Below are 20,049 nucleotides of genomic sequence, written 5' to 3' on the forward strand. Positions count from 1 at the left end.
AGATTGGCGTTCTCGGCCCGAAGGCGGCTGATCTCGCTTTCCAGGTCGGTGGCTGGCCTGCGAGCCTCAGAGGTCAACGACCGGCCAGCACGGACCGCGTCAAGCCAGTTTGCCAGCGTCTTGACCGACATCTCCAACTGACGGGCCGCTGCGGCAGGCCCGAGCGACTCGGCCAACTCGACGGCTTGGTGCTTGAACTCATCGGTGTAGCTACGACGGGTGATACGGGACATAAGGGACCTCCAAGTGCGATCAAAGTATCGCTTCTTGGCGTCCGCTGACGGGGGGCCAGATCAGTCAGCCGCATGGATGCGGCTGCCAAGCCTCCAGGGACGGATTCACGGCGTCCCCCGCGCACCCAACCCGACCGGCCCGCTCGCAGCTTCTGCTTTCAGCGACCAACCCAAACCCACCCACGAGGGGCGGCGCCGTTGGCTGGAAACTACAACCCGATGCCGGCGTCGCCCTCAGGCTCCAGCGCCTTCACCAGTACCGCCGCCTGTGTGCGGCTGTGGCATTCGAGCTTCTTCAGGATCGCGGTGACATGTACCTTCACCGTGTTCTCGGCCAACCCCAGCGTGTAGGCGATCTGCTTGTTGAGCAGGCCATCGGCCAGGCACAGCAGTACCCGGAACTGCTGCGGGGTCAGCTGGGCCAGGCGGCTGGCCAGCAGTGCGTCGGCCTCGGAGCGTTCGGCGGCCATCGCCGGGAACCACAGGCCACCATCGAGCACCGCCTGCACCGCCTCGCCGATGGTCTCGGCCGGAGCAGACTTTGGAATGAAACCAGCCGCGCCGAACTGCTGGGCACGACGGATCACCCGCGGATGGTCGTTGGACGAGAGGATCACCACCGGAATGTCCGGATGCGAGCCGCGCACGTGCAGCAGCGCGGAGAAACCGTGCGCGCCGGGCATGGTCAGGTCCAGCAGCACCAGGTCCACATCCGGGTGGGCATCCAGCGCTTCGGCCAGGGCATCGGCACTGGCCACCTCGCGCACCTGCGCCAGCGGCAGGCTCTGCCGCAACGACTGCACCACCGCCGAACGCAGCAGCGGGTGGTCATCGGCGATCAGGATGGTGTATTCGCTCATGCCGCCATTGTACGGGCAGGCCGGAGCCTCAGCGCCCTGCCGGCTCCACGCTGCTGCGCCAGGCATCCAGGAACTGGCGGCGCTTGAGCGCGTCCAGGTACACAAGCAGGCCTGGGCCGAGCTGGATCGGACGGCGGCTGCGGCCGGGCGCATCGTCGCCACGTGCGTTGCCGGTCACGATCGGCATCAGGCGTGCCTCGCGCGACAGCACCTGCTGGCCACGCGGTGACAACAGGTAGTCGAGGAAGCGCCGGGCTTCTTCCGGGTGTGGGCCGGTGCGTGGAATCACCGCGGTACGCAGCACCACCAGCGTGTAGTCCTCGGGCTCCACGATCGCCAGCGGCGCACCCGCGTCGATGCGCGCCTGCGCGTAGGAGCCGAGTACGTTGTAGACCAGCGACAGCTGTCCGCTGGCGACCTTGTCCAGCAGCACGCCGGTGCGCTCCTCGCGCACCACGTCGTTGTCGCCCAGCGCGCCCAGCAACGCGCCAGCGATGCTGCCACGCTGTGCGTCCTGGGTGGCCAGCAGGTAGCCGACGCTGCTGCGTTCGATGTCATAGGTGCCAACCCTGCCGCGCAGCGGCGCGCCTTCGGCACGCAAGCGATCGAGCAGCTGGCGGCGCGTGTGCGGCACCTTCGCCACGGCCATCGCGCGGGTGTTATAGACCATCACCACCGGCTCGTAGCTGATGCCGAAGGCCTCGTTGCGCCACTGCGCCCAGGCCGGCAGCGCGGCGGTCTGCGCCGAACGATGCGGCAGCGCGTGGCCATCGTTGACCAGCTTGGTCTGCAGGTCCATGCCACTGGAGATCAGCAGGTCCGGCGATGCCGGCCCGGCGCGGTCATGCAGGTAACGCGCGTACAGATCCTGGGTGATGATGTCCTCGTACACCACTTCGGTACCGGGATGCAGGCGCTGGTAATCGGCGATCACCACCGCGAATACTTCGATATCGGTGGTGCCGTGGATGCGCAGCTGCGCCGTCACGGCCCCCTTCGCAGGGAAACGGCGCACGTCGCCGGGCGCGGCCAGCACCGGCAGGGCCAGCATCAGGGCAACGGCAGCGGCGAACAGGCGGATCATGGCGTACTCCGGGGCAGGCGGATGGTGGCGATCAACCCACCCTGCGGGCGGTTGCTCAGGTCGATACGGCCGCCGTGGCTGTCGACCACGCGCTTGACGATGGCCAGGCCAAGCCCGGCGCCGCCGGACGGCGCGCCTTCGCCACGGGCGAAGCGCTCGAACACGCGTTCGGCATCGGCGGCGGCAATGCCGGCACCGTGGTCGGCGATGGTCAGCACGGCCTGCCCGCCTTCCACGGTCAACGCGATCTGCAACGGGCCGTCACCGCCGTACTTGAGGGCGTTGTCGACCAGGTTCTTGATCGCCTCGCGCAGCAGCAGCGCATCACCGTGCACCTGCACGGGTTCGGCGGTCATCGCCAGTTGTACGCGCGGTGCCGGGCCGGCCTGCGGCAGTGCCTCATGCAGGGCCTGGTGCACGGTCTCGGCCAGGTCCACCGCTGCAAAGCGCTGCAGATGCGAGCGATGGATCACGCTGGCATCGCTGAGCAGCTGGTTCAACAACCGGCTCATGTGGGTGGCATTGCGTTCGATCGCCTGCAGGCTGCGCCGCATGTCCTCGGGGTCGTCGTCATCCAGCGCCAGCTGTGCCTGCGCGCGCAGGGCAGCCAACGGCGTACGCATCTGGTGCGCGGCCTCGGCCATGAACGCGCGCAAGGTCTCGTTGCTGCTGGACAGTCGTTCCATGAAGCGGTTCAACGCCGCCACCATCTGGTCCATCTCGCGTGGCACGCGCGCATCCAGCGGCTTCAGGTCGGACGGCTCGCGGCGCGACAGCTCGCGTTCCACCCGCACCAATGGCCGGAACGCGCGATGCACGCCAAAGGCCACCAGCGCCAGCAGCAGCCCGGACAGCACACCGATCGCCAGCAATGCACGGTTGACCATGTCCTGCGCAACCGCTTCACGTGCACGCCGGGTCTGGCCGACCTGTACCTGCACCTCGCCCTGTGCCGACGCGGCGGCGAAACTGCGGCCGACCACCACGAAGCGCACGGTCTCGCCGCTGTATGCCGCATCAAACAGCTGCGGTTGCGTGCCGGGCCGGCGCGGTGGCGCCGGCAGGTCGCCGTAGCCGGTGATCAGGTTGCCGCGACTGTCGGCGACCCGATAGAACACACGGTCTTCCGGGGCCATCGCCAGCAGGTCCAGCGCGGCATAGGGCAGATCGACCTGCCACTGGCCATCGACCAGGGCCACCGAATCGGCGATGGACAGTGCCGAGGACACCAGCAGATGGTCGTAGGAACGGTTGGCGGCGCGCTGGCCATAGCCGCGCGCGGCAAACAGCAGGGCCACCGCGAACACCGCCAGCAACGCGCCGAGATAGAGCAGCAACGTGCGCCGCAGCGAGCCCGGTGCGGCATTCGCGGTACGCGCGTCAGCCATCGGCGTCGGCGCTGCCGTCACTGGCTTCCAGCAGGTAGCCAACGCCGCGCACCGTGGTGATGCGCAGCGGTGCGCCTGCCAGCTTCTTTCTCAGGCGACCGACATACAGCTCGATGGCATTCGGGCCGGCTTCGTCGTCGAAGCCGAACAGGCCGTTGCCGATTTCGTCCTTTCCAATCACCTGGCCAATGCGCCCGACCAGGATTTCCAGCAACCGATATTCGCGGTTGGGCAGTTCGATCGGTTCACCGTCGAGGCTGACCCGGTGCGCGGCGTTATCGAACTGGAAGCCGCCGATCTGCACCACTTCGCTGGCCTGGCCACGCGCACGCCGCAGCAGCACGCGGCAGCGTGCTTCGAACTCGCGGAAATCGAACGGTTTGCCCAGGTAGTCATCGGCGCCGACATCCAGCGCCTGCACGCGGTCTTCGATGCCATCGCGCGCGGTCAGCATCAGCACCGGCGTGCTGTCGCCGCGCTCGCGCATGCCGGCCAGCACGCGCAGGCCATCGAGCTTGGGCAGGCCGATATCCAGCACCACCAGGTCGAAGCTCTGGTAGCGCAGCACGCTGGCCGCCGCCAGGCCATCGGCCTGCCAGTCCACGGCATGCCCACTGCGGCGCATGCGGCGGATGATCGCATCGGCCAGATCCGGATTGTCTTCGACCAGCAGCAGGCGCATGGGCACGGGGGTGGGAGGGGAAACGAATGCTACCGCATGCCGCTGCCGCGCTCGCCGAGCCCCGCCCGGAGGCAGCAGCGGGCCGCTTTACGCTGCACCGCACAATCCGTTGACAGGACGATGACAGCTTGCCCGACCCAGACTGCGGCCGCGCACCGTCCGGTGCCCACGATTGCCGCGCGCCTGGCGCGCACCTGGGAGGGTTTGTGGAATTCATGTTTGCCTGGCGGCGCCCTGCCGCCATGGTGGCGCTGGCTGCCCTGTCGGCGCCGGCCATTGCCGCCGAAGACGACCGTCCGGTCACCGCCACCCTCGGTGGTCGCCTGCACCTGGACTTCGCCACCTTCGACAACGACAACCGGGGCACCCCGAACAAGGACGACACCGAAATCCGCCGTGCGTGGGTTGACGTGTCCGGCAAGTTCTTCGTGGTCGACTACAAGCTGGAAGCCGATTTCTCCGGCGACCGCGTCGAGGCCAAGGACGTGTACCTGGCACGCAGCTTCGGCAAGGCCGGCAAGCTGACCGTGGGCCAGTTCAAGCAGTACTTCTCGCTGGATGACCGCACCAGCTCCAACTACGGCAGCTTCCTGGAACGTGGCAACGCCGGCACCACGCTGGCGCCGCTGTACCGCCTGGGTGCGTCATGGCAGGCCAACCCCGGTGACTTCACCTGGGCGGCCAGCCTCTACAGCCTGGAGAGCATCGACGCCTGGCAGGTGAAGGGTCGCGCTGCCGGTGGCCGCGTCACCTGGGCGCCCTCGCCCAGCGATGGCGACGTGCTGCACCTGGGCCTGTCGCTGGCCCGCGAGGCCTACGACAATCCCGGCGCCAACGGCGTGCCCGGCCTGCGCATCCGCCCGCGCCCGGCCGGCCATCTGTCGGACGAGAGCCGCCTGACCCTGGTCGACTTCTCCGCCGGCCGCGATACCGACGTCAACAAGTGGTCGCTGGAATACGCGCAGGTGCGCGGCCCGCTGTCGTGGCAGGGCGAGTTCAGTGGCGCCACCTTCGACGACGGCGCGCAGCGCGGCGATGTAATGGCGGCCTACGGCATGCTCAGCTGGTTCGTCACCGGCGAAAGCCGCGCCTACGACCGCAAGACCGGCCGATTCGCACGGGTGAAGGACATCCGCCACAAGGCCGGTGCCTTCGAAGTGGCGCTGCGCTACGACCAGATGTGGGGTGCGCAGCACCTCGATGGCGCGCCGGACCTGCGTCGCGGCAGCACCGAAGCCTGGACGCTGGGTGGCAACTGGTACCTGCGCGACAACCTGCGCTTCATGCTCAACGTGATCGAAAGCCGCAACCGTGATCGCCTGGCCGGGGTCACGGTGGACCGCACGCGCGCGGTCACCGGCCGCCTGCAGTACGACTTCTAGGCCCGACATTCCGGGCATTCCGCCCGGGCCCCTTCCACTCCCCACGTCCTGTTTTCGCAAGGAGTCCGCAGATGATGCTGAGCATCCTCGGCTTTGGCATGGTCATTACGTTCATGTACTTGATCATGAGCAAGCGCCTGTCGCCGCTCGTCGCCCTGATCACCATTCCCATCCTGTTCGCGCTGATCGGTGGCTTCGGTGCCGGCATCGACGAGATGATGCTGGAGGGCATCAAGAAGATCGCGCCGACCGGCGTGATGCTGATGTTCGCCATCCTCTACTTCGGGGTGATGATCGACGCCGGCCTGTTCGATCCGCTGGTGCGGGTGATCCTGCGTTTCGTCAAGGGCGACCCGATGAAGATCGTGCTTGGCACTGCAGTGCTGGCGATGCTGATCTCGCTCGATGGCGATGGCTCGACCACCTACATGATCACCGTCTCGGCGATGCTGCCGCTGTACCAGCGGCTGGGCATGAACGCGCTGAACATGACGTGCGTGACCATCCTCGCCGGCGGCGTGATGAACCTGACCCCGTGGGGCGGCCCGACCGCACGCGCGGCCACCGCGCTGCACGTGGACCCGGCCGACGTGTTCGTGCCGCTGATCCCGTCGATGGTGATCGCCTGTGCCGGCGTGCTGCTGCTGGCCTGGTACCTGGGCCTGAAGGAACGCCGTCGCCTCGGCGTGGTGACCCTGCCCAAGGGCGGCAGCTGGATGGACAACAGCGTGTCCGATGACAGCAACCCGCTGCCGACCGTGGAAGACGCCGAAGACATCAAGCGCCCGAAGCTGCTGTGGGTGAACCTGGCCCTGACCGTGGCACTGATGACCGCGCTGATCATCGGCGTGCTGCCGATGCCGGTGCTGTTCATGGTCGGCTTCGCCATCGCCCTGGTGATCAACTATCCGAACCTGGCCGAGCAGCGCCGCCGCGTGGTCAACCATGCCGGCAATGTGCTGTCGGTGGTGTCGCTGATCTTCGCCGCGGGCATCTTCACCGGCATCCTCAACAACACCGGCATGGTCGAAGCGATGTCGCACAGTTTCCTGGCCGTCATTCCGGAATCGTGGGGCCCGTACCTGGCGGTGATCACCGCGGTGGCATCGATGCCGTTCACCTTCTTCATGTCCAACGACGCGTTCTACTTCGGCGTGCTGCCGATCCTGTCCGAGGCCGCTGGCAACTACGGCATCACCCCGGTGGAAATGGCACGCGCCTCGCTGGCCGGCCAGCCAGTGCACCTGCTCAGCCCGCTGGTGCCGTCCACCTACCTGCTGGTGGGCCTGGCCAAGGTCGAATTCGCCGACCACCAGAAGTTCACCCTGAAGTGGGCCATCGCCATCTCGATGCTGCTGATGGTCGGCAGCCTGCTGTTCGGCCTGTATCCCCTCGCCGCCTGACCCTTTGCCAAGGAGCCTTCTGCAATGACGCTTCGAATCGCTTACGTCACCAGTGGAATGGGCAGTGTCGGCACTGCCATCTGCCAGAGCCTGGCCCGCAGCGGCCACACCGTGGTTGCCGGCTGCGCGCCGAACTCGCCGCGCAAGGCCAACTGGCTGCGCGAGCAGCGCGAACAGGGCTTCGACTTCATCGCCTCCGAAGGCAACGCGACGGACTGGGCCTCGACCAGCGCGGCGTTCGCCAAGGTGCGCGCCGAAGTCGGTGAAGTGGACGTGCTGGTCAACAACTCCGGCGGCAGCCGCGACCTGCTGTTCCGGCAGATGACGGTGGAGGACTGGAACGCGGTGATCGCATCCAACCTCAACGCGCTGTTCAACCTGACCAAGCAGGTGGTGGACGGCATGGCCATGCGGGGCTGGGGCCGCATCATCAACATCGGTTCGGTCAGTGCCCACAAGGGACAGATCGGCCAGGTGAACTACGCCACCGCCAAGGCCGCGATGCATGGCTTCAGCCGTGCGCTGGCTGCCGAAGTTGCGTCGCGCGGGGTCACCGTCAACACGCTGTCGCCGGGCTACATCGCCAGCCAGGCGATCAGCAGCTTCCCGCCGGATGTGCTGGACCGGCTGGCCGCCTCGGTACCAGTGCGCCGCCTGGGCCGCCCCGAGGAAGTGGCCGGCCTGTGCGCGTGGCTGGCGTCGGATGAAGCCTCGTATGTGACCGGTGCCGACTACGCGGTCAACGGTGGCCTGTACATGGGTTGAGCCCGTCTCCACGCAAGGCGTGGACCGCCTCCCCCACGGAGTGCGCGGGGCCGGTGAACCTTCGCTTGCGAGGGGGATCCGGCCCCTTTTTTGTTTCTGCATTTTCGGGACGCATTGCCCGATACATCGGCAGAACCGGTGCTATACCTGCCAACGCTCGCTGAGCCCGATGGATGAACGGCCGGAATCGTGGATCAAGGAGGTTGGCATGCGTGCATTGCTGATTGCGCTTCTTGTGGTCGCCACCCCGCCACTGGCGGCCACGCCACCCACTGCCACTGCGGAAGAGGCGGATGCGACCTGGCGGCTCGTGGAACGCTGGTCCCTGCAGCTGGCACGCTCTGACCTTGTCGCGCAGCTATCACCCCTGGCTCCGGCCGGCTCGCGTTCGGAAGCAAGAAGGGGCCGGGGCGACAGCGCCACCATCGATCTGGGGCCATTCGTGGTCGCCGGGAGGATCAAGGGGCCTTCTGGCCAGATCCACACCGATGCGTCGGGGCGAATCATCAAAGGCATTACGCTGTCGCTGGGCGGCGCCTGCATCTCGCGAAAGCAGATGGGTCGTCGCTACCCCGACTTCAATGTCCTTTCCGTGCCGTCAGGACATAGCCTGGACGAGTCGACGGTGTTCGGCACAGTAGTGAACGGCATCCAGATCGGGTTCTCATTCTCCGAACATGACCGTGACTGCATGGACCAGCTCAAATTGAGCTGGCCTGGGGAGCGCTTCTGATTCCCACCGGCCTACCACCATGACGAACATGTTGCAGGACACGCACCACTGCCCTGCACCGTTCGTTGGTTTTCCGTAAAGAAGGTTTCATGTTCCGTTCGCATAGTGGCCATGCACCGCGCACGCGTGCCGGTGACCACCCCCAATGCAACGGACCACCATGCAGACCCGACACCTGACGATCGCCGTGGCGATCGCCCTCTCCGCCGCCACCAGCGCCCATGCCGCCACCGCCGCCGATACCGGCGCCAGCACCGATGCCGCGCTGAGCGCGCAGACGCTGGATACCGTCTCCGTGATCGGCCAGGGCGAGACCCGCCAGGTGCAGCGCATCACCACCGTCGACAAGCAGGTCCTGCCGCCGGGCACCAGCGGCCAGAAGATCCTCGACCGCCTGCCGGGCGTGTCGGTGCAGTCCAACGACGCCTTCGGTGCCAACGAGGAATCGCAGACCATCAGCCTGCGTGGCTTCGACAAGAGCCGCCTCGGCTACACGCTGGACGGTATCCCGCTGGGCGACAACAGCTACGGCAACTACAACGGCCTGAGCATCGCCCGCGCGATCATCGCCGAGAACCTGGCCGGTGCCGAGCTGTCGCAGGGCATCGGTTCGCTGGGCGTGGCCTCGACCAGCAACCTGGGCGGCACCATCCAGTACTTCTCGATGGACCCGTCCACCGAATTCGGTGGCCGCGCCAGCGTCACCGTCGGCGACAACAGCCAGCGCCGTGGCTACCTGCGTGTGGATACCGGTGACATCAACGGCTTCTCGGCCTATGTGTCCGGCGTGCACCAGGACCAGGACATGTGGGCCGCGCCCTACCAGAACCAGACCACCCGCCAGTTCAACGCCAAGGCAGTGTGGAATGTCGGCGACCACCGCTTCGGTGCGTTCGTGGCCACCTCGCGCGCCAGCCAGGCCAACTACGCCTACCTGTCCAAGGACATGCTGGCGCGTGGCCTGGGCTGGGATTGGAACATCTACGCGCCGGACTGGGATCGCGCCGTGGCCGCTGCGTACTGCGCGCCGGGCACCTACAACAAGGCACGCTGCAAGTTCAGCGGCGGCGTCAACAGCATCGACGATGCCTACTACCAGAGCCGCGCATTGCGCGACGACAATCTCTACTCGGTCGATGCCGACCTGCGCCTGGGCGAGCAGGGCCGCCTGAAGCTGCTGGCCTACCACCACGACAACCGTGGCCAGGGCCACTGGTGGGCACCGGGCCAGCCGTCCTACCCGGGCACCGACAGGATGCTGCCGATCTCGATCCGCAGCACCAACTACACGATCAACCGCGATGGCCTGACCGCCGCATTGTCGTGGACGGTGGGCATCCACGAACTGGAAGCCGGCCTGTGGTATGAGCAGAACGACCACAACGTCTCGCGCAACTTCTACTACATCAGTGGCCCGTTCCTGGACGACCTGTACCTGAAGAACCCCGATCGCCTGCTGTTCAACCAGGACTTCGACATCCGCACGCGCCAGTTCTACGTACAGGACCGCATGCGCTTCCTGGACCAGCGCCTGACCGTGGACGTGGGCATCAAGAGCCCGAACACCCGCATGCGTGCCACCGCCCAGCCGGGCGTGGAAACCAGCATCGCCTCGGGCACGCTGACCGCCAAGGAATCGGTGCTGCCGCAGGTGGGCCTGGGCTTCAAGCTCAACGCCAACAACGAGCTGTTCGCCTCGTACGCCGAAAACATCGCCGCCTTCGTCGGCGGTGGCAGCGGCGGCCCGCTGCAGGTGTCGCCGGAATCGTTCGCGGCCAGCGCCGGCCTGGAGCCGGAGAAGTCCAAGAGCCTGGAAGCCGGCTTCCGTACCTTCGGCGAGAAGTACCAGGCGTCGATCGCGGGTTACAACGTGAAGTTCGACAACCGCCTGCTGTCGTTGAACCCGTGCTCGAGCATCGAAGTCGGCACGCGTCCGGAGTGCGTGACGCGCTTCATCAACGTCGGTTCGGTGAAGAGCTACGGCGCGGAACTGACCTTCATCCTCAAGCCGATCGACGGCCTGCAGTGGTACAACGCGCTGTCCTGGAACAAGACCACCTACGAGGATGACTACACCTCGGGCGGCGCCATCGTTCCGGTGGCCGGCAAGATCACGGTGGATACGCCGCAGCGCATGGCCTCCAGTGAGATCAGCTGGAACCGCGATGGCTTCTTCGCCAGCCTGCGTGCCAAGTACACCGGCAAGCGCTACTACACCTACACCAACGACCAGTCGGTGCCGGGCGTGACCACCTTCGACGCCGGTGCGGGCTACGATTTCGGCCCGGGCCTGGGCCTGCGCAACGTGCGGGTGTCGTTGAACGCGACCAACCTGACCAACAAGCGCTATGCCGGCCAACTGAGCTCGTTCGCGCCGACCGATCCGAAGGGCACGCGCTATGCGATCCATGCGAGCGCGCCGCGGCAGTTGTTCATGACGGTGGCGGCGGAGTTCTAAATCGAAAGCGGGCGCTGCGGCGCGTTGATTGTTCCTGCATGGCGTGGGTAGGCAGGCCCATGCAGGACACGCCGTAAACCCGTCCTTGGGGGCTCGATCGGCGCATCCATGCGCCTCACGGTCCTGCATGGGCCTGCCTACCCCCGCTGGACAGTTCCCCGCGCCGGCGCGGAGGCAATGGAAAGCAAGAGCAAAAGCAAAGCGCCGGGCATTGCCCGGCTCTTTGCTTTTCAAGCGCAATCCCTCTGGTGGACCTGCTACCGCGCCCGCAGAAAACTATCTGGAGGAGGCGGGGCACCCTGGCCAGGACCGTTGGCGCCATGGATGGCGCCATCGAGCACCATGGAGGGGTTTTTGCGTGTCCTGGCCAGGGTGCCCCGCCTCCTCCCCACCGATAGCAGGCAGGCGCTGGAGGATCCGCCAACGCCTTTCATTCCGGCGCCAGCTGGTCCATCCGTATCCGGTTGGCAAACAGCGAGAACGCCAGCATGCCGGCCAGGCCGTTCGCCCGGCTCACCCAGTGCGGCAGCCAGCGCGGAGGCTTCAGCACCCCCGCCTCGAACAACGGCGCGAACGCGATCGCATCGGTCAGGCTCATCTTGCCGGCGAACAACCAGCGGCAGACCTGCAGGCGGTCCTCGGCCAGCATGTGGCGGAAGAAGGTGTGCACCGACACCAGGCCGCGCAGGTACACCGTGTCCTTGGTGAAGGCCAGGCCGCCACTCGGCGGCACGCCGCGGAACACGCGCTGTGCCGAGGCGAAGCTCTCCTCCACGTTCTGTCCGGCGTCGCAGAAATAGCGGAACACTTCGATGAAATCGGCGCCTTCGCGTGCCATCGCAATCGCTTCGGTACGCAGGCTGATGCGCTTGAGGCGCTCGATGTCGATGCTGCCGGTGATCTGCTCGGCGAAGGTGGCCAGACCTTCCTGGGTGGCGGTCACCCGTGGCGAGGACAATGCCAGGCTGGGCAGCACCGGCTGTTCGCGGCCGTTCAATGCGGTCAGCGAATGCACCAGCGCTTCGTGGTGGAACAGCTGCGCGCGGTCGTAGGCACTGAAGCGCGCACTGGTGCGCAGGCGGATGCGGGTCGGGCCGGCAGCTGCTTTGGACACCAGTTCCGGGTCGAGCTGTACCTGGATGATGCGCGATTCGAAGAAGGCGTCCAGGTCGTTCTGCAGCTGCAGCTGCAGCGCGATGGCCGAGACCGGCACCTGCTCTTCCGGCGCCAGCAGTTCGTGGTCCAGTTCGGCGGCAATCTGGATGAAGTGGCGCGCTGCTTCGCGCGTGCTCGGGCCATTGCCCGGCAGCGGCTGCTCGGGTGCGCCGAACAGCTGCACCGAACAGGTATCGACGGCGGCGGTGCCCAGCCCTTCCAGCAGCTGCGCGGCCAGGTCCCAGCTCTGCGCCGACTGCCGCACGTAGTGGCCCAGTGGGTGGCTGTCGTCGCAGTCGGCGGCGATCGCGGCCAGCGCGCGACGTTCTTCGCTGAAGTCCAGCCGTGGGTAATCCACCTTCGGCAGCACCGGCTGACCACGTGCCACGCTGTCCAGGAACGGTGCCTGCACCGTTGCCGGCCAACTGGTCAGGCCCAGCAGGCGGATGCCTCCCACGGCCTCGACCAGGCGCGCATCGAGCGCTGCATGGTGGGCCACGTCACGGTCCAGCGTCGCAGTCGGTTCCATGCGCGGACTATAGCGCCCTGCCCGCGCGTTGGTAGGTGCCAATCTTGGTTGGCATCCGCCGAAGGCGGGCTTCGGACACGTCCGTGCCAACCAGGGTTGGCACCTATCAGGAGCGGGCAGTTGGCACCCGCCCGAAGCAGACAGAGGCAGGTTCATTGCAGGGGTCAGCGCCCATTGCGGTGCAATGGGATCCGACCCCGCGGTACCGATCAGCGCCTACGCGGCTTGCCGGCCGGGCGGAACTGCTGGCCCTTGCCCTTCTTGCCGCCACGCTCCTGCGCGGTCTCGGCCTGGCGGACCGCCAGCTTGGCGGCGGCGGCGGCCACTTCTTCCTTCAGCTTGAAGTAGTTGAGCAGCCGGCTCTCTTCGATCTCACCTGCGTCGATCGCTGCGCGTACGGCACAGCCCGGTTCCTGCTGGTGCTTGCAGTCGTTGAAACGGCACTGTGCGGCCAGCGCTTCGATATCGGCGAAGCCGCCTTCGGACAGCGTCTCTTCACCGGTCGGCTTCAGCTCGCGCATGCCGGGGGTGTCGATCAGGCAGGCGCCGGTCGGCAGCGGCATCAGCGCGCGGTGCGTGGTGGTGTGGCGTCCGCGCGAATCGTTGGCGCGCACCGCGTTGGTCTTCATCCGCTGCTCGCCCAGCAGGGTGTTGGTCAGCGTGGATTTGCCGGCACCGGACGAGCCCACCAGCACCACCGTGCGGCCCGGGCTCAGCCACGGCTGCAGCACCGCCACGCTGTCCGCATCCAGGCCGTTGATCGCATGCAGCGCGATACCCTGCATCTCCAGCTCTTCCAGCACCGCCAGCGCGTCTTCGCTGTACTCGGTCTGGTCGGCCTTGGTCAGCACCACCACCGGTTCGGCACCACCACCGCCGACCAGCAGCAGGTAGCGTTCGATGCGCCTCGGATTGAAGTCGGCATCCAGGCCACAGACGATGAACACCGTATCGATGTTGGCCGCGATCACCTGCTGGTGGTAATGCTCGCCGGCCGCACCGCGCTTGATCGCGGTACGCCGCGGCAGCAGCGCGACGATGCGGATGCCGTCAAGCAGCACCCAGTCGCCCACCGCCGGCCGTTCATGGCTGGGGAAGCGCGGGCGCTGCCATTCCGGCAGCGACTCGGCCTTGATCGACGCATCCGGGCCATCGGCCACCACGTAGTGGGTGCGGTGCTGTTCGATCACCCGTGCCGGGCGGGCCTGCGGATGTGCGGCCATCGCGGCCTGCCAGTCGGCCTGCTGCGCCGGGCCCGGCCAGGGCCAGCCAATGGTCTGCAGGGCGATGAAATCGGGGGTCTGGGTCATCGCCGCCATTCTACCTGTGCCGGCGCCCTGCCAGCCCAGCAATGACGGGCCCGGCGCCCTTGCCATGCATTGCAGCAATTCCGGTAGGATGGAAGCCCCATGCCCTTTGACGGCCCAGCTCCCATGTCCACCAACTCGCCCAAGCCCCTGGCCATCCGCGAGCGCCTTTCCGAAGTGCGCTACGAAATCCGCGGAGAACTGGCGCGGCGAGCCCGGGAGCTGGAGGCGCAGGGCCGCAAGCTGATCAAGCTCAACATCGGCAATCCGGGCGCTTTCGGCTTCCGCGCGCCGGAGCACCTGCAGCGTGCGATTGCTGACGACATGGGCCGCACCGACCCGTACACGCACCAGCAGGGCCTGCCGGTGGCACGTGAAGCCATCGCCAGCTACTACGCCCGCCGTGGCGCGCCCGATGCGCACCCGGACCGTGTCTTCCTCGGCAACGGCGTCAGCGAACTGATCGACCTGTCGCTGCGTGCGTTGCTCAACCCGGGCGATGAAGTGCTGGTGCCCTCGCCCGACTACCCGCTGTGGTCGGCCTCGACCATCCTCAACGATGGCCGTCCGGTGTACTACCGCTGCGCACCGGAGAACGGCTTCCAGCCGGACCCGAGCGAGATCGAGACGCTGGTGTCCTCGCGCACCCGCGCCATCGTGCTGATCAATCCGAACAACCCCAGCGGCGCCAGCTACCCGCGCGAACTGCTGGAGCGCGTGGTCGAGATCGCACGCCGCCACAACCTGTTGCTGCTGGTCGACGAGATCTACGACCAGATCCTGTACGACGACGCGGTGTTCCAGCCGGTCGCGCCGCTGGCCGGTGATCATCCGTGCCTGACCTTCAGCGGCCTGAGCAAGGTGCACCGCGCCTGCGGCTGGCGCGTGGGCTGGGCCCACCTCAGCGGCGACGATGCCCGCCTGGGTGACTTCCGCGCGGCACTGGACCTGTTGGGCGCGCTGCGCCTGTGCGCCAACGTGCCGGGCCAGTACGCCATCGAGGCCGCAGTGAACGGTCCGGACACCATTTCCGAACTGTGCACGCCGGGCGGCCGCCTGTATGAAACCCGCCGCGCGGTCATCGAGGCCTGCGAAGCCAGCGAGCACCTGTCGCTGGTCGCACCGGCCGGCGCGCTGTACGCGTTCCCGGCCGTGGTCGGCGCCGCTGCGAAGGGCTTCGACGACCACAGCTTCGCGCTGGACCTGATGAACAACGAAGGCGTGCTGGTGGTGCCGGGCTCGAGCTTCAACGTGCCCTACCGCCATCATTTCCGCGTGACCCTGATGCCGGAGGCCTCGGTGATGCGCGATGTGTTCGCGCGCATCGACCGCGTGCTGGCGCGGCGTGCCGAGGACGCGACCAAGGTCGTGCCGCTGAAGCCGCGCCGTTCGGTGGCCTGAGCGTGGCGCTGTCCTACCTGGCGCTGGGCGATTCGTACACCATCGGTGAAGCGGTTGCAGTCGAAGGCCGCTGGCCGCACCAGCTGGCCGCCACGCTGCGTGCGCAGGGCATTGAGCTGTCCGATCCGCAGACCATTGCGACCACCGGCTGGACCACCGACGAACTCGATGCGGGCATCGATGCGGCTGCGCCGCAGGGGCCGTTCGATTTCGTCAGCCTGCTGATCGGCGTCAACAACCAGTACCGCGGGCGTCCGCTGGACGAATACCGCAGCCAGTTCCAGGCGCTTCTGCAGCGGGCGATCGGCTTCGCTGGCGGTGATGCCGGACGCGTGCTGGTGCTGTCCTTCCCCGATTGGGGCGCGACCCCGTTCGGCGCAGGCAGTGGCCGCGACCTGGCCGCGATCGAGATCGAGACCGACGAGTTCAACGTGGCAGCCGAGGTGATCAGCACCCAGCAGGGCGTGGCCTTCGTCGACATCACCGATATCAGCCGCGCACAGGGCGAAGACCCGACGATGATCGCCGAGGATGGCCTGCACCCTTCGGCGCGGATGTACGCGCTGTGGAGCGCACGCGCCCTTCCGGTGGCCGCGCACCTGCTCGGCGGCACGGACTGAGGCGATGGACTGCACGCCACGGAACGGCCCGCCCCTGCCCTGCACTCCCCTGACGGCCCCGCAGGCCCGCTTGATTGCCGAGGCCTTCCGCCCGGCGCAGGCCTGGGGCAGCCGCCGCGACTACTACTACACCCGTGGCAAGCTCGGCAGCGATCCGCTGTACGACGGCGTGCTGCAGCATCTGCCTGACGATGGGCAGCCGGTGCTGGACCTGGGCTGCGGGCTGGGCCTGTTCGCCCATGTACTGCGCCAGCGCGGCGGTACCCAGCGCTACCTTGGCGTGGACGTGGATGCCGGCAAGATCACCCGCGCGAAGCGTGCTGCCGCCGACCTGCATGACGTGCGCTTCGATTGCGTGGATGTGCAGGCGCCGCTGCCGGCGCAGGCCGGGCACGTCCTGCTGCTGGACGTGCTGCAGTACCTGGACGCGGGCCCACAGCAGGCACTCCTGCGCGCGGCCAGCGCGCAGGTGGCCCGCGGCGGCCGCCTGCTGCTGCGCACGCCGCTGGCCACCGGCGATGGCCGCGACCGCACCACGCGGGTGGCGGACCGGCTGGCCTGGCTGGTCGGCTGGATGGGCACGCGACCGCGCCACTACCCCGATCCGCAGGTATTGCAGACAACGCTTGCCGAAGCTGGATTGCAGGTGACCGCACCCCGCCCGCTGCACGGGCGTACCCCCTTCAACAGCTGGCTGCTGGTGGCCAAACGCCGCGCGTTGTAGGGCCGAACCCACGCTCGGCTGTGCTGTTGCGGTAGATCCACGCCATGCGTGGATGGCCTCGCGACCACTCCTGTAGGGGCGAGCCCACGCCCGGCTGCCCCAAGCGGCCAGAAGCCTGGTTTACAGGACCGGCAGCCGCGCCTTCAGCCCCCGCTCGTCCAGCGCCTGCAGAACGCGTTCGATGATCACCCGATTGTGACCGTGGGCGGCGCCCTCATGCAGCAGCACGATGGCGCCGGGTTGCAGGTCAGGCAACAGCCGCGACAGCACGCCCTCCGGCGTGCAGCCGACGCCGTCGTAGCCCCGGGCACTCCAGCCCACGCGCACCAGGCCCAGCGCCTTCAACACCGGTGCCACGAACGGATTGGTCATGCCCACCACCGAGCGGTACCAGCGCACTGGATGCCCGCTCAGGGCCTGCAGTGCATGCTGGCAGCCCTCGATCTCCGCCCGCATCGCCGCCGGGCCCAGACGCCAGAAGCGCGCCTGTGGGTGGCTGTGGCTGTGGTTGCCCAGGTCGTGGCCGCGGCGCAGGATCTCCTGCACCAGTTCCGGCTGTGCCAGCGCACGTTCCCCCACCAGGAAGAAGGTGGCCCGCGCCTGGTGGCGGTCCAGCAGGTCGAGCACGGCGCGGGTTTCCGGGCCGGGGCCGTCATCGATCGTCAGCCAGACGCTGTTGCCGGCCTCTGGCAACCGGCTCAGCACCGGTGCGTAGAAGCGGCTGTTGGGCAGGAATATCGGCACCATGAACAGCGCGTGGCTGGCCACCATCAGCGGCAGGCCCCAGTGCCAGCCTGCCAGTACCCATACCAGGATCACGGCCAACTGCGACGCCACCAGCCAAGGCAGCCAGCGCCAGGGCCGGGTCGGGATGCGATGCAATGTTCCTGCGTTGCTCATCCCCCATGATGCCATGAGGGGTAGAATTGATGATTCGAATTCCCGGAAACCCGACGTCCATGTCCCTCGATCCCGCCCTGCGTTCGCGCATCGAATCCATCCTCAACGCCAACCGCGTCGTGCTGTTCATGAAGGGCCAGCCGTCGATGCCGCAGTGCGGTTTCTCGGCCAAGGCCGTGGGCGCCCTGCAGGACCTCGGCGTCGAGTTCGCCCACGTCAACGTGCTGGCCGACCAGGAAATCCGTGAAGGCATCAAGGCCTACGGCGACTGGCCGACCATCCCGCAGCTGTACATCGACGGCGAACTGGTCGGTGGCAGCGACATCGTGCTGCAGATGGCCGCCAGCGGCGAGCTGAGCAGCGTGCTGGGCCTGGCCGCACCGGACCGCACCCCGCCGAGCATCACCGTGACCCCGGCCGCCGTGGAAATGCTCAAGGGCGCGCTGGCCGATGCCCCGGGCGCTGCCCTGCAGCTGAGCATCGACGCCGGCTTCCAGCCGAACTTCCAGCTGGCCCCGCACGACGAAGGCGCGATCGCTGCCGAGTCCAACGGCCTGCGCGTGCAGTTCGACCTGGCCAGCGCGCGTCGCGCCAACGGCATCACCATCGACTGGGTGGACGACATCCGCGGCAAGGGCCTGGCCATCGACAATCCGAACGCACCCAAGCCGGTGCAGGAAATCAGCGTGCGTGATGCCGATGACCTGGTGCGTGCCGGCAACATCACCCTGGTGGACGTGCGCCCGGCCGACGAGCGCGAGATCGCCGCCGTGGGCGTGCCGTTCAAGAGCTTCGACGGCAACGGCCGTGCGCAGCTGGAGGCCCTGCCCAAGGACACCGCACTGGCCTTCATGTGCCACCACGGCGGCCGCAGCGCACAGGCTGCCGAGCAGTTCCGTGCACTGGGCTTCACCAAGGTGTTCAACGTCACCGGCGGCATCAACGCCTGGTCGGAAGAGGTGGACAACGGCGTGCCGAAGTACTGATCGGCACTGAAAAAGGGGATGGAGGGGATTAAGTCGTTTATGGCACAAACGACTTAATCCCCTCCGTCCCCTTTTTCTTAGCCGGCGAACCCGCCTTCGGCCAGGTAATCCAGTTCTTCCGCCGTGGGGAAGCGACCGAGCACGGCATTGCGATGCGGGAAACGACCGAAGCGGCGGATGATGTCGCGGTGCAGTTCGGCGTACTGCAGGTATTCCTTGTCACCCAGCACGTCGAACATCGCCACCGAGCGGTCCTGGTCCAGCGGATCCTCGGAGTGCTCGAACGGCAGGTAGATGAAGGCGCGCAGCTTCGGCACCAGCTGCAGGTCCAGGCCTTCCTCGATGGCGCGCATGGCGTAATGCCGGGCCAGGCCATCGGTGGCGTAGGAATGGGCAGTACCCCGGAAGCAGTTGCGCGGGAACTGGTCGAGCAGCAGCATCAGGGCCAGCGCCCCTTCGGCACTGCCCAGCCAATGTTCGCGCGCGCGCGAAGCGGCGGCGAAATGCTCATCCAGAAACAACTGGCGGAACTGCGCGTCGAACGCGTCGTCGCGGGCGAACCACTTCGCAGGGCCCGCCTCCTTCCAGAATTCCACCACTTGCGCGGCAACGTCCATCACCTACTCCCCAGGGCCGGCGCGCCGCGCCAGGCCATCATCATCATTCGTCGAAGCGCAGGTGGCGGACCGACTTGCCGTTGCGCCGGATAAGCTTAAGCGCCTCGATACCGATCTGGATATGGTTTTCCACGAACTGGGAGCTGACCTTTGCATCGGAGGCTTCGGTCTTGACCCCATCGGGGATCATCGGCTGGTCCGACACCAGCAGCAGCGCACCGCTGGGGATGTGGTTGGCGAAGCCGGCGGCGAACACGGTGGCGGTTTCCATGTCGATGGCCATGCAGCGCATCGCCCGCAGCCGCTCCTTGAAGGCCTCGTCGTGCTCCCAGACCCGGCGGTTGGTGGTGTAGACGGTACCGGTCCAGTAGTCGTGGCCGAGGTCGCGGATCATGGTCGAGACCGCACGCTGCAGCGCGAACGCCGGCAACGCCGGCACTTCCGGCGGCAGGTAGTCTCCCGAGGTACCCTCGCCACGGATCGCAGCGATCGGCAGCACCAGGTCGCCCAGCTGGTTCTTGCGCTTGAGGCCACCGCACTTGCCCAGGAACAGCACCGCCTTGGGCATCACCGCCGACAGCAGGTCCATGATGATCGCGGCATTGGGGCTGCCCATGCCGAAGTTGATCATGGTGATGCCGTCGATCGTGGCGCTTGCCATCGGCCGGTCCAGGCCGATGACCGGCGCACCGGTCAGCTCGGAAAAGGTATGCAGGTAGCCGCCGAAGTTGGTCAGCAGGATGTGCTGGCCGAACTGGTCCAGAGGCACGCCGGTATACCGGGGCAGCCAGTTGTCGACGATTTCCTGCTTGCTTTTCATGG

The 20,049-nt window shown here is 67.2% G+C and carries 19 protein-coding genes; 9 read left to right on the forward strand and 10 right to left on the reverse strand.

Annotation, left to right across the window (positions count from 1 at the left end):
* The 5 genes from JLDANKMP_RS17730 to JLDANKMP_RS17750 form a co-directional block, all read right to left on the reverse strand.
* Nucleotides 1-233 (reverse strand): transposase (locus JLDANKMP_RS17730; protein ID WP_206620770.1); only part of this gene is annotated, 233 nt, incomplete at its 3' end.
* Between the two features lie 209 nt (nucleotides 234-442).
* Nucleotides 443-1,093, reverse strand: coding sequence for a response regulator transcription factor (locus tag JLDANKMP_RS17735; RefSeq protein WP_005410976.1), 651 nt, complete (start codon nucleotides 1,091-1,093; stop codon nucleotides 443-445).
* A 28-nt stretch (nucleotides 1,094-1,121) separates the two neighbouring features.
* A complete protein-coding gene (locus JLDANKMP_RS17740) occupies nucleotides 1,122-2,177 on the reverse strand; it encodes an ABC transporter substrate-binding protein (RefSeq protein ID WP_212561760.1) in 1,056 nt (351 codons plus the stop codon).
* Nucleotides 2,174-3,565 carry a sensor histidine kinase gene (locus JLDANKMP_RS17745; protein WP_212561761.1) on the reverse strand — a complete coding sequence of 464 codons (1,392 nt, stop codon included), beginning with the start codon at nucleotides 3,563-3,565 and terminating at the stop codon, nucleotides 2,174-2,176. The genes JLDANKMP_RS17740 and JLDANKMP_RS17745 overlap by 4 nt, the downstream gene beginning before the upstream one ends.
* Nucleotides 3,558-4,247 carry a response regulator gene (locus tag JLDANKMP_RS17750; RefSeq protein WP_212561762.1) on the reverse strand — a complete coding sequence of 230 codons (690 nt, stop codon included), beginning with the start codon at nucleotides 4,245-4,247 and terminating at the stop codon, nucleotides 3,558-3,560. The genes JLDANKMP_RS17745 and JLDANKMP_RS17750 overlap by 8 nt, the downstream gene beginning before the upstream one ends.
* 242 nt (nucleotides 4,248-4,489) lie before the next feature.
* On the opposite strand from JLDANKMP_RS17750, the gene JLDANKMP_RS17755 reads away from it, so the two are divergent.
* From JLDANKMP_RS17755 to JLDANKMP_RS17775, 5 genes are all read left to right on the forward strand, one after another.
* Complete coding sequence (locus tag JLDANKMP_RS17755) at nucleotides 4,490-5,629, forward strand: porin (RefSeq protein WP_111151103.1); 1,140 nt, start codon at nucleotides 4,490-4,492, stop codon at nucleotides 5,627-5,629.
* Nucleotides 5,630-5,703: 74 nt separating this feature from the next.
* Nucleotides 5,704-7,032: a CitMHS family transporter gene (locus JLDANKMP_RS17760; RefSeq protein WP_012481220.1), complete on the forward strand. Its 1,329-nt coding sequence runs from the start codon at nucleotides 5,704-5,706 to the stop codon at nucleotides 7,030-7,032.
* 24 nt (nucleotides 7,033-7,056) lie between these two features.
* Nucleotides 7,057-7,797: an acetoacetyl-CoA reductase gene (gene phbB / locus JLDANKMP_RS17765; RefSeq protein ID WP_212561763.1), complete on the forward strand. Its 741-nt coding sequence runs from the start codon at nucleotides 7,057-7,059 to the stop codon at nucleotides 7,795-7,797.
* 208 nt (nucleotides 7,798-8,005) lie between these two features.
* Nucleotides 8,006-8,530, forward strand: coding sequence for a hypothetical protein (locus tag JLDANKMP_RS17770; RefSeq protein WP_212561764.1), 525 nt, complete (start codon nucleotides 8,006-8,008; stop codon nucleotides 8,528-8,530).
* A gap of 160 nt (nucleotides 8,531-8,690) precedes the next feature.
* Entirely contained in the window at nucleotides 8,691-10,988 is a 2,298-nt protein-coding gene (locus tag JLDANKMP_RS17775; RefSeq protein ID WP_049396509.1) for a TonB-dependent receptor, read from the forward strand.
* A 430-nt stretch (nucleotides 10,989-11,418) separates the two neighbouring features.
* Here the strand turns inward: JLDANKMP_RS17775 and JLDANKMP_RS17780 are convergent, their stop codons facing one another.
* Together JLDANKMP_RS17780 and rsgA are read right to left on the reverse strand one after the other, a co-directional pair.
* Nucleotides 11,419-12,672, reverse strand: coding sequence for a flavohemoglobin expression-modulating QEGLA motif protein (locus JLDANKMP_RS17780; RefSeq protein ID WP_212561765.1), 1,254 nt, complete (start codon nucleotides 12,670-12,672; stop codon nucleotides 11,419-11,421).
* 209 nt (nucleotides 12,673-12,881) lie between these two features.
* Nucleotides 12,882-13,991: a ribosome small subunit-dependent GTPase A gene (gene rsgA / locus JLDANKMP_RS17785; RefSeq protein ID WP_212561829.1), complete on the reverse strand. Its 1,110-nt coding sequence runs from the start codon at nucleotides 13,989-13,991 to the stop codon at nucleotides 12,882-12,884.
* A gap of 114 nt (nucleotides 13,992-14,105) precedes the next feature.
* Between rsgA and JLDANKMP_RS17790 the strand changes: the two genes are divergently transcribed.
* Genes JLDANKMP_RS17790 through JLDANKMP_RS17800 form a run of 3 tightly spaced genes read left to right on the forward strand, consistent with a single transcriptional unit; the run spans nucleotide 14,106 to nucleotide 16,724 of the window.
* A complete protein-coding gene (locus JLDANKMP_RS17790) occupies nucleotides 14,106-15,380 on the forward strand; it encodes a pyridoxal phosphate-dependent aminotransferase (RefSeq protein ID WP_049459653.1) in 1,275 nt (424 codons plus the stop codon).
* A 2-nt stretch (nucleotides 15,381-15,382) separates the two neighbouring features.
* Nucleotides 15,383-16,000 (forward strand): SGNH/GDSL hydrolase family protein, encoded by a 618-nt coding sequence (locus tag JLDANKMP_RS17795; RefSeq protein ID WP_212561766.1) that lies wholly within the window; start codon nucleotides 15,383-15,385, stop codon nucleotides 15,998-16,000.
* A 4-nt stretch (nucleotides 16,001-16,004) separates the two neighbouring features.
* Nucleotides 16,005-16,724, forward strand: coding sequence for a class I SAM-dependent methyltransferase (locus JLDANKMP_RS17800; RefSeq protein WP_212561767.1), 720 nt, complete (start codon nucleotides 16,005-16,007; stop codon nucleotides 16,722-16,724).
* Between the two features lie 120 nt (nucleotides 16,725-16,844).
* Here the strand turns inward: JLDANKMP_RS17800 and JLDANKMP_RS17805 are convergent, their stop codons facing one another.
* Nucleotides 16,845-17,624 (reverse strand): polysaccharide deacetylase family protein, encoded by a 780-nt coding sequence (locus JLDANKMP_RS17805; RefSeq protein WP_033835208.1) that lies wholly within the window; start codon nucleotides 17,622-17,624, stop codon nucleotides 16,845-16,847.
* A gap of 59 nt (nucleotides 17,625-17,683) precedes the next feature.
* On the opposite strand from JLDANKMP_RS17805, the gene grxD reads away from it, so the two are divergent.
* Nucleotides 17,684-18,610, forward strand: coding sequence for a Grx4 family monothiol glutaredoxin (gene grxD, locus JLDANKMP_RS17810; RefSeq protein ID WP_005414445.1), 927 nt, complete (start codon nucleotides 17,684-17,686; stop codon nucleotides 18,608-18,610).
* A gap of 77 nt (nucleotides 18,611-18,687) precedes the next feature.
* On the opposite strand, the gene JLDANKMP_RS17815 is transcribed toward grxD, so the two are convergent.
* Together JLDANKMP_RS17815 and JLDANKMP_RS17820 are read right to left on the reverse strand one after the other, a co-directional pair.
* On the reverse strand, nucleotides 18,688-19,227 hold the full coding sequence (locus JLDANKMP_RS17815) for a DUF924 family protein (protein WP_005410992.1): 540 nt from the start codon (nucleotides 19,225-19,227) through the stop codon (nucleotides 18,688-18,690).
* 43 nt (nucleotides 19,228-19,270) lie between these two features.
* Nucleotides 19,271-20,047: an AMP nucleosidase gene (locus JLDANKMP_RS17820; protein WP_005414446.1), complete on the reverse strand. Its 777-nt coding sequence runs from the start codon at nucleotides 20,045-20,047 to the stop codon at nucleotides 19,271-19,273.
* Nucleotides 20,048-20,049 lie beyond the last annotated feature (2 nt).

The sequence above is a fragment of the Stenotrophomonas sp. PE591 genome, assembly GCF_018320795.1.
In the GTDB taxonomy this organism is placed as follows: domain Bacteria; phylum Pseudomonadota; class Gammaproteobacteria; order Xanthomonadales; family Xanthomonadaceae; genus Stenotrophomonas; species Stenotrophomonas maltophilia.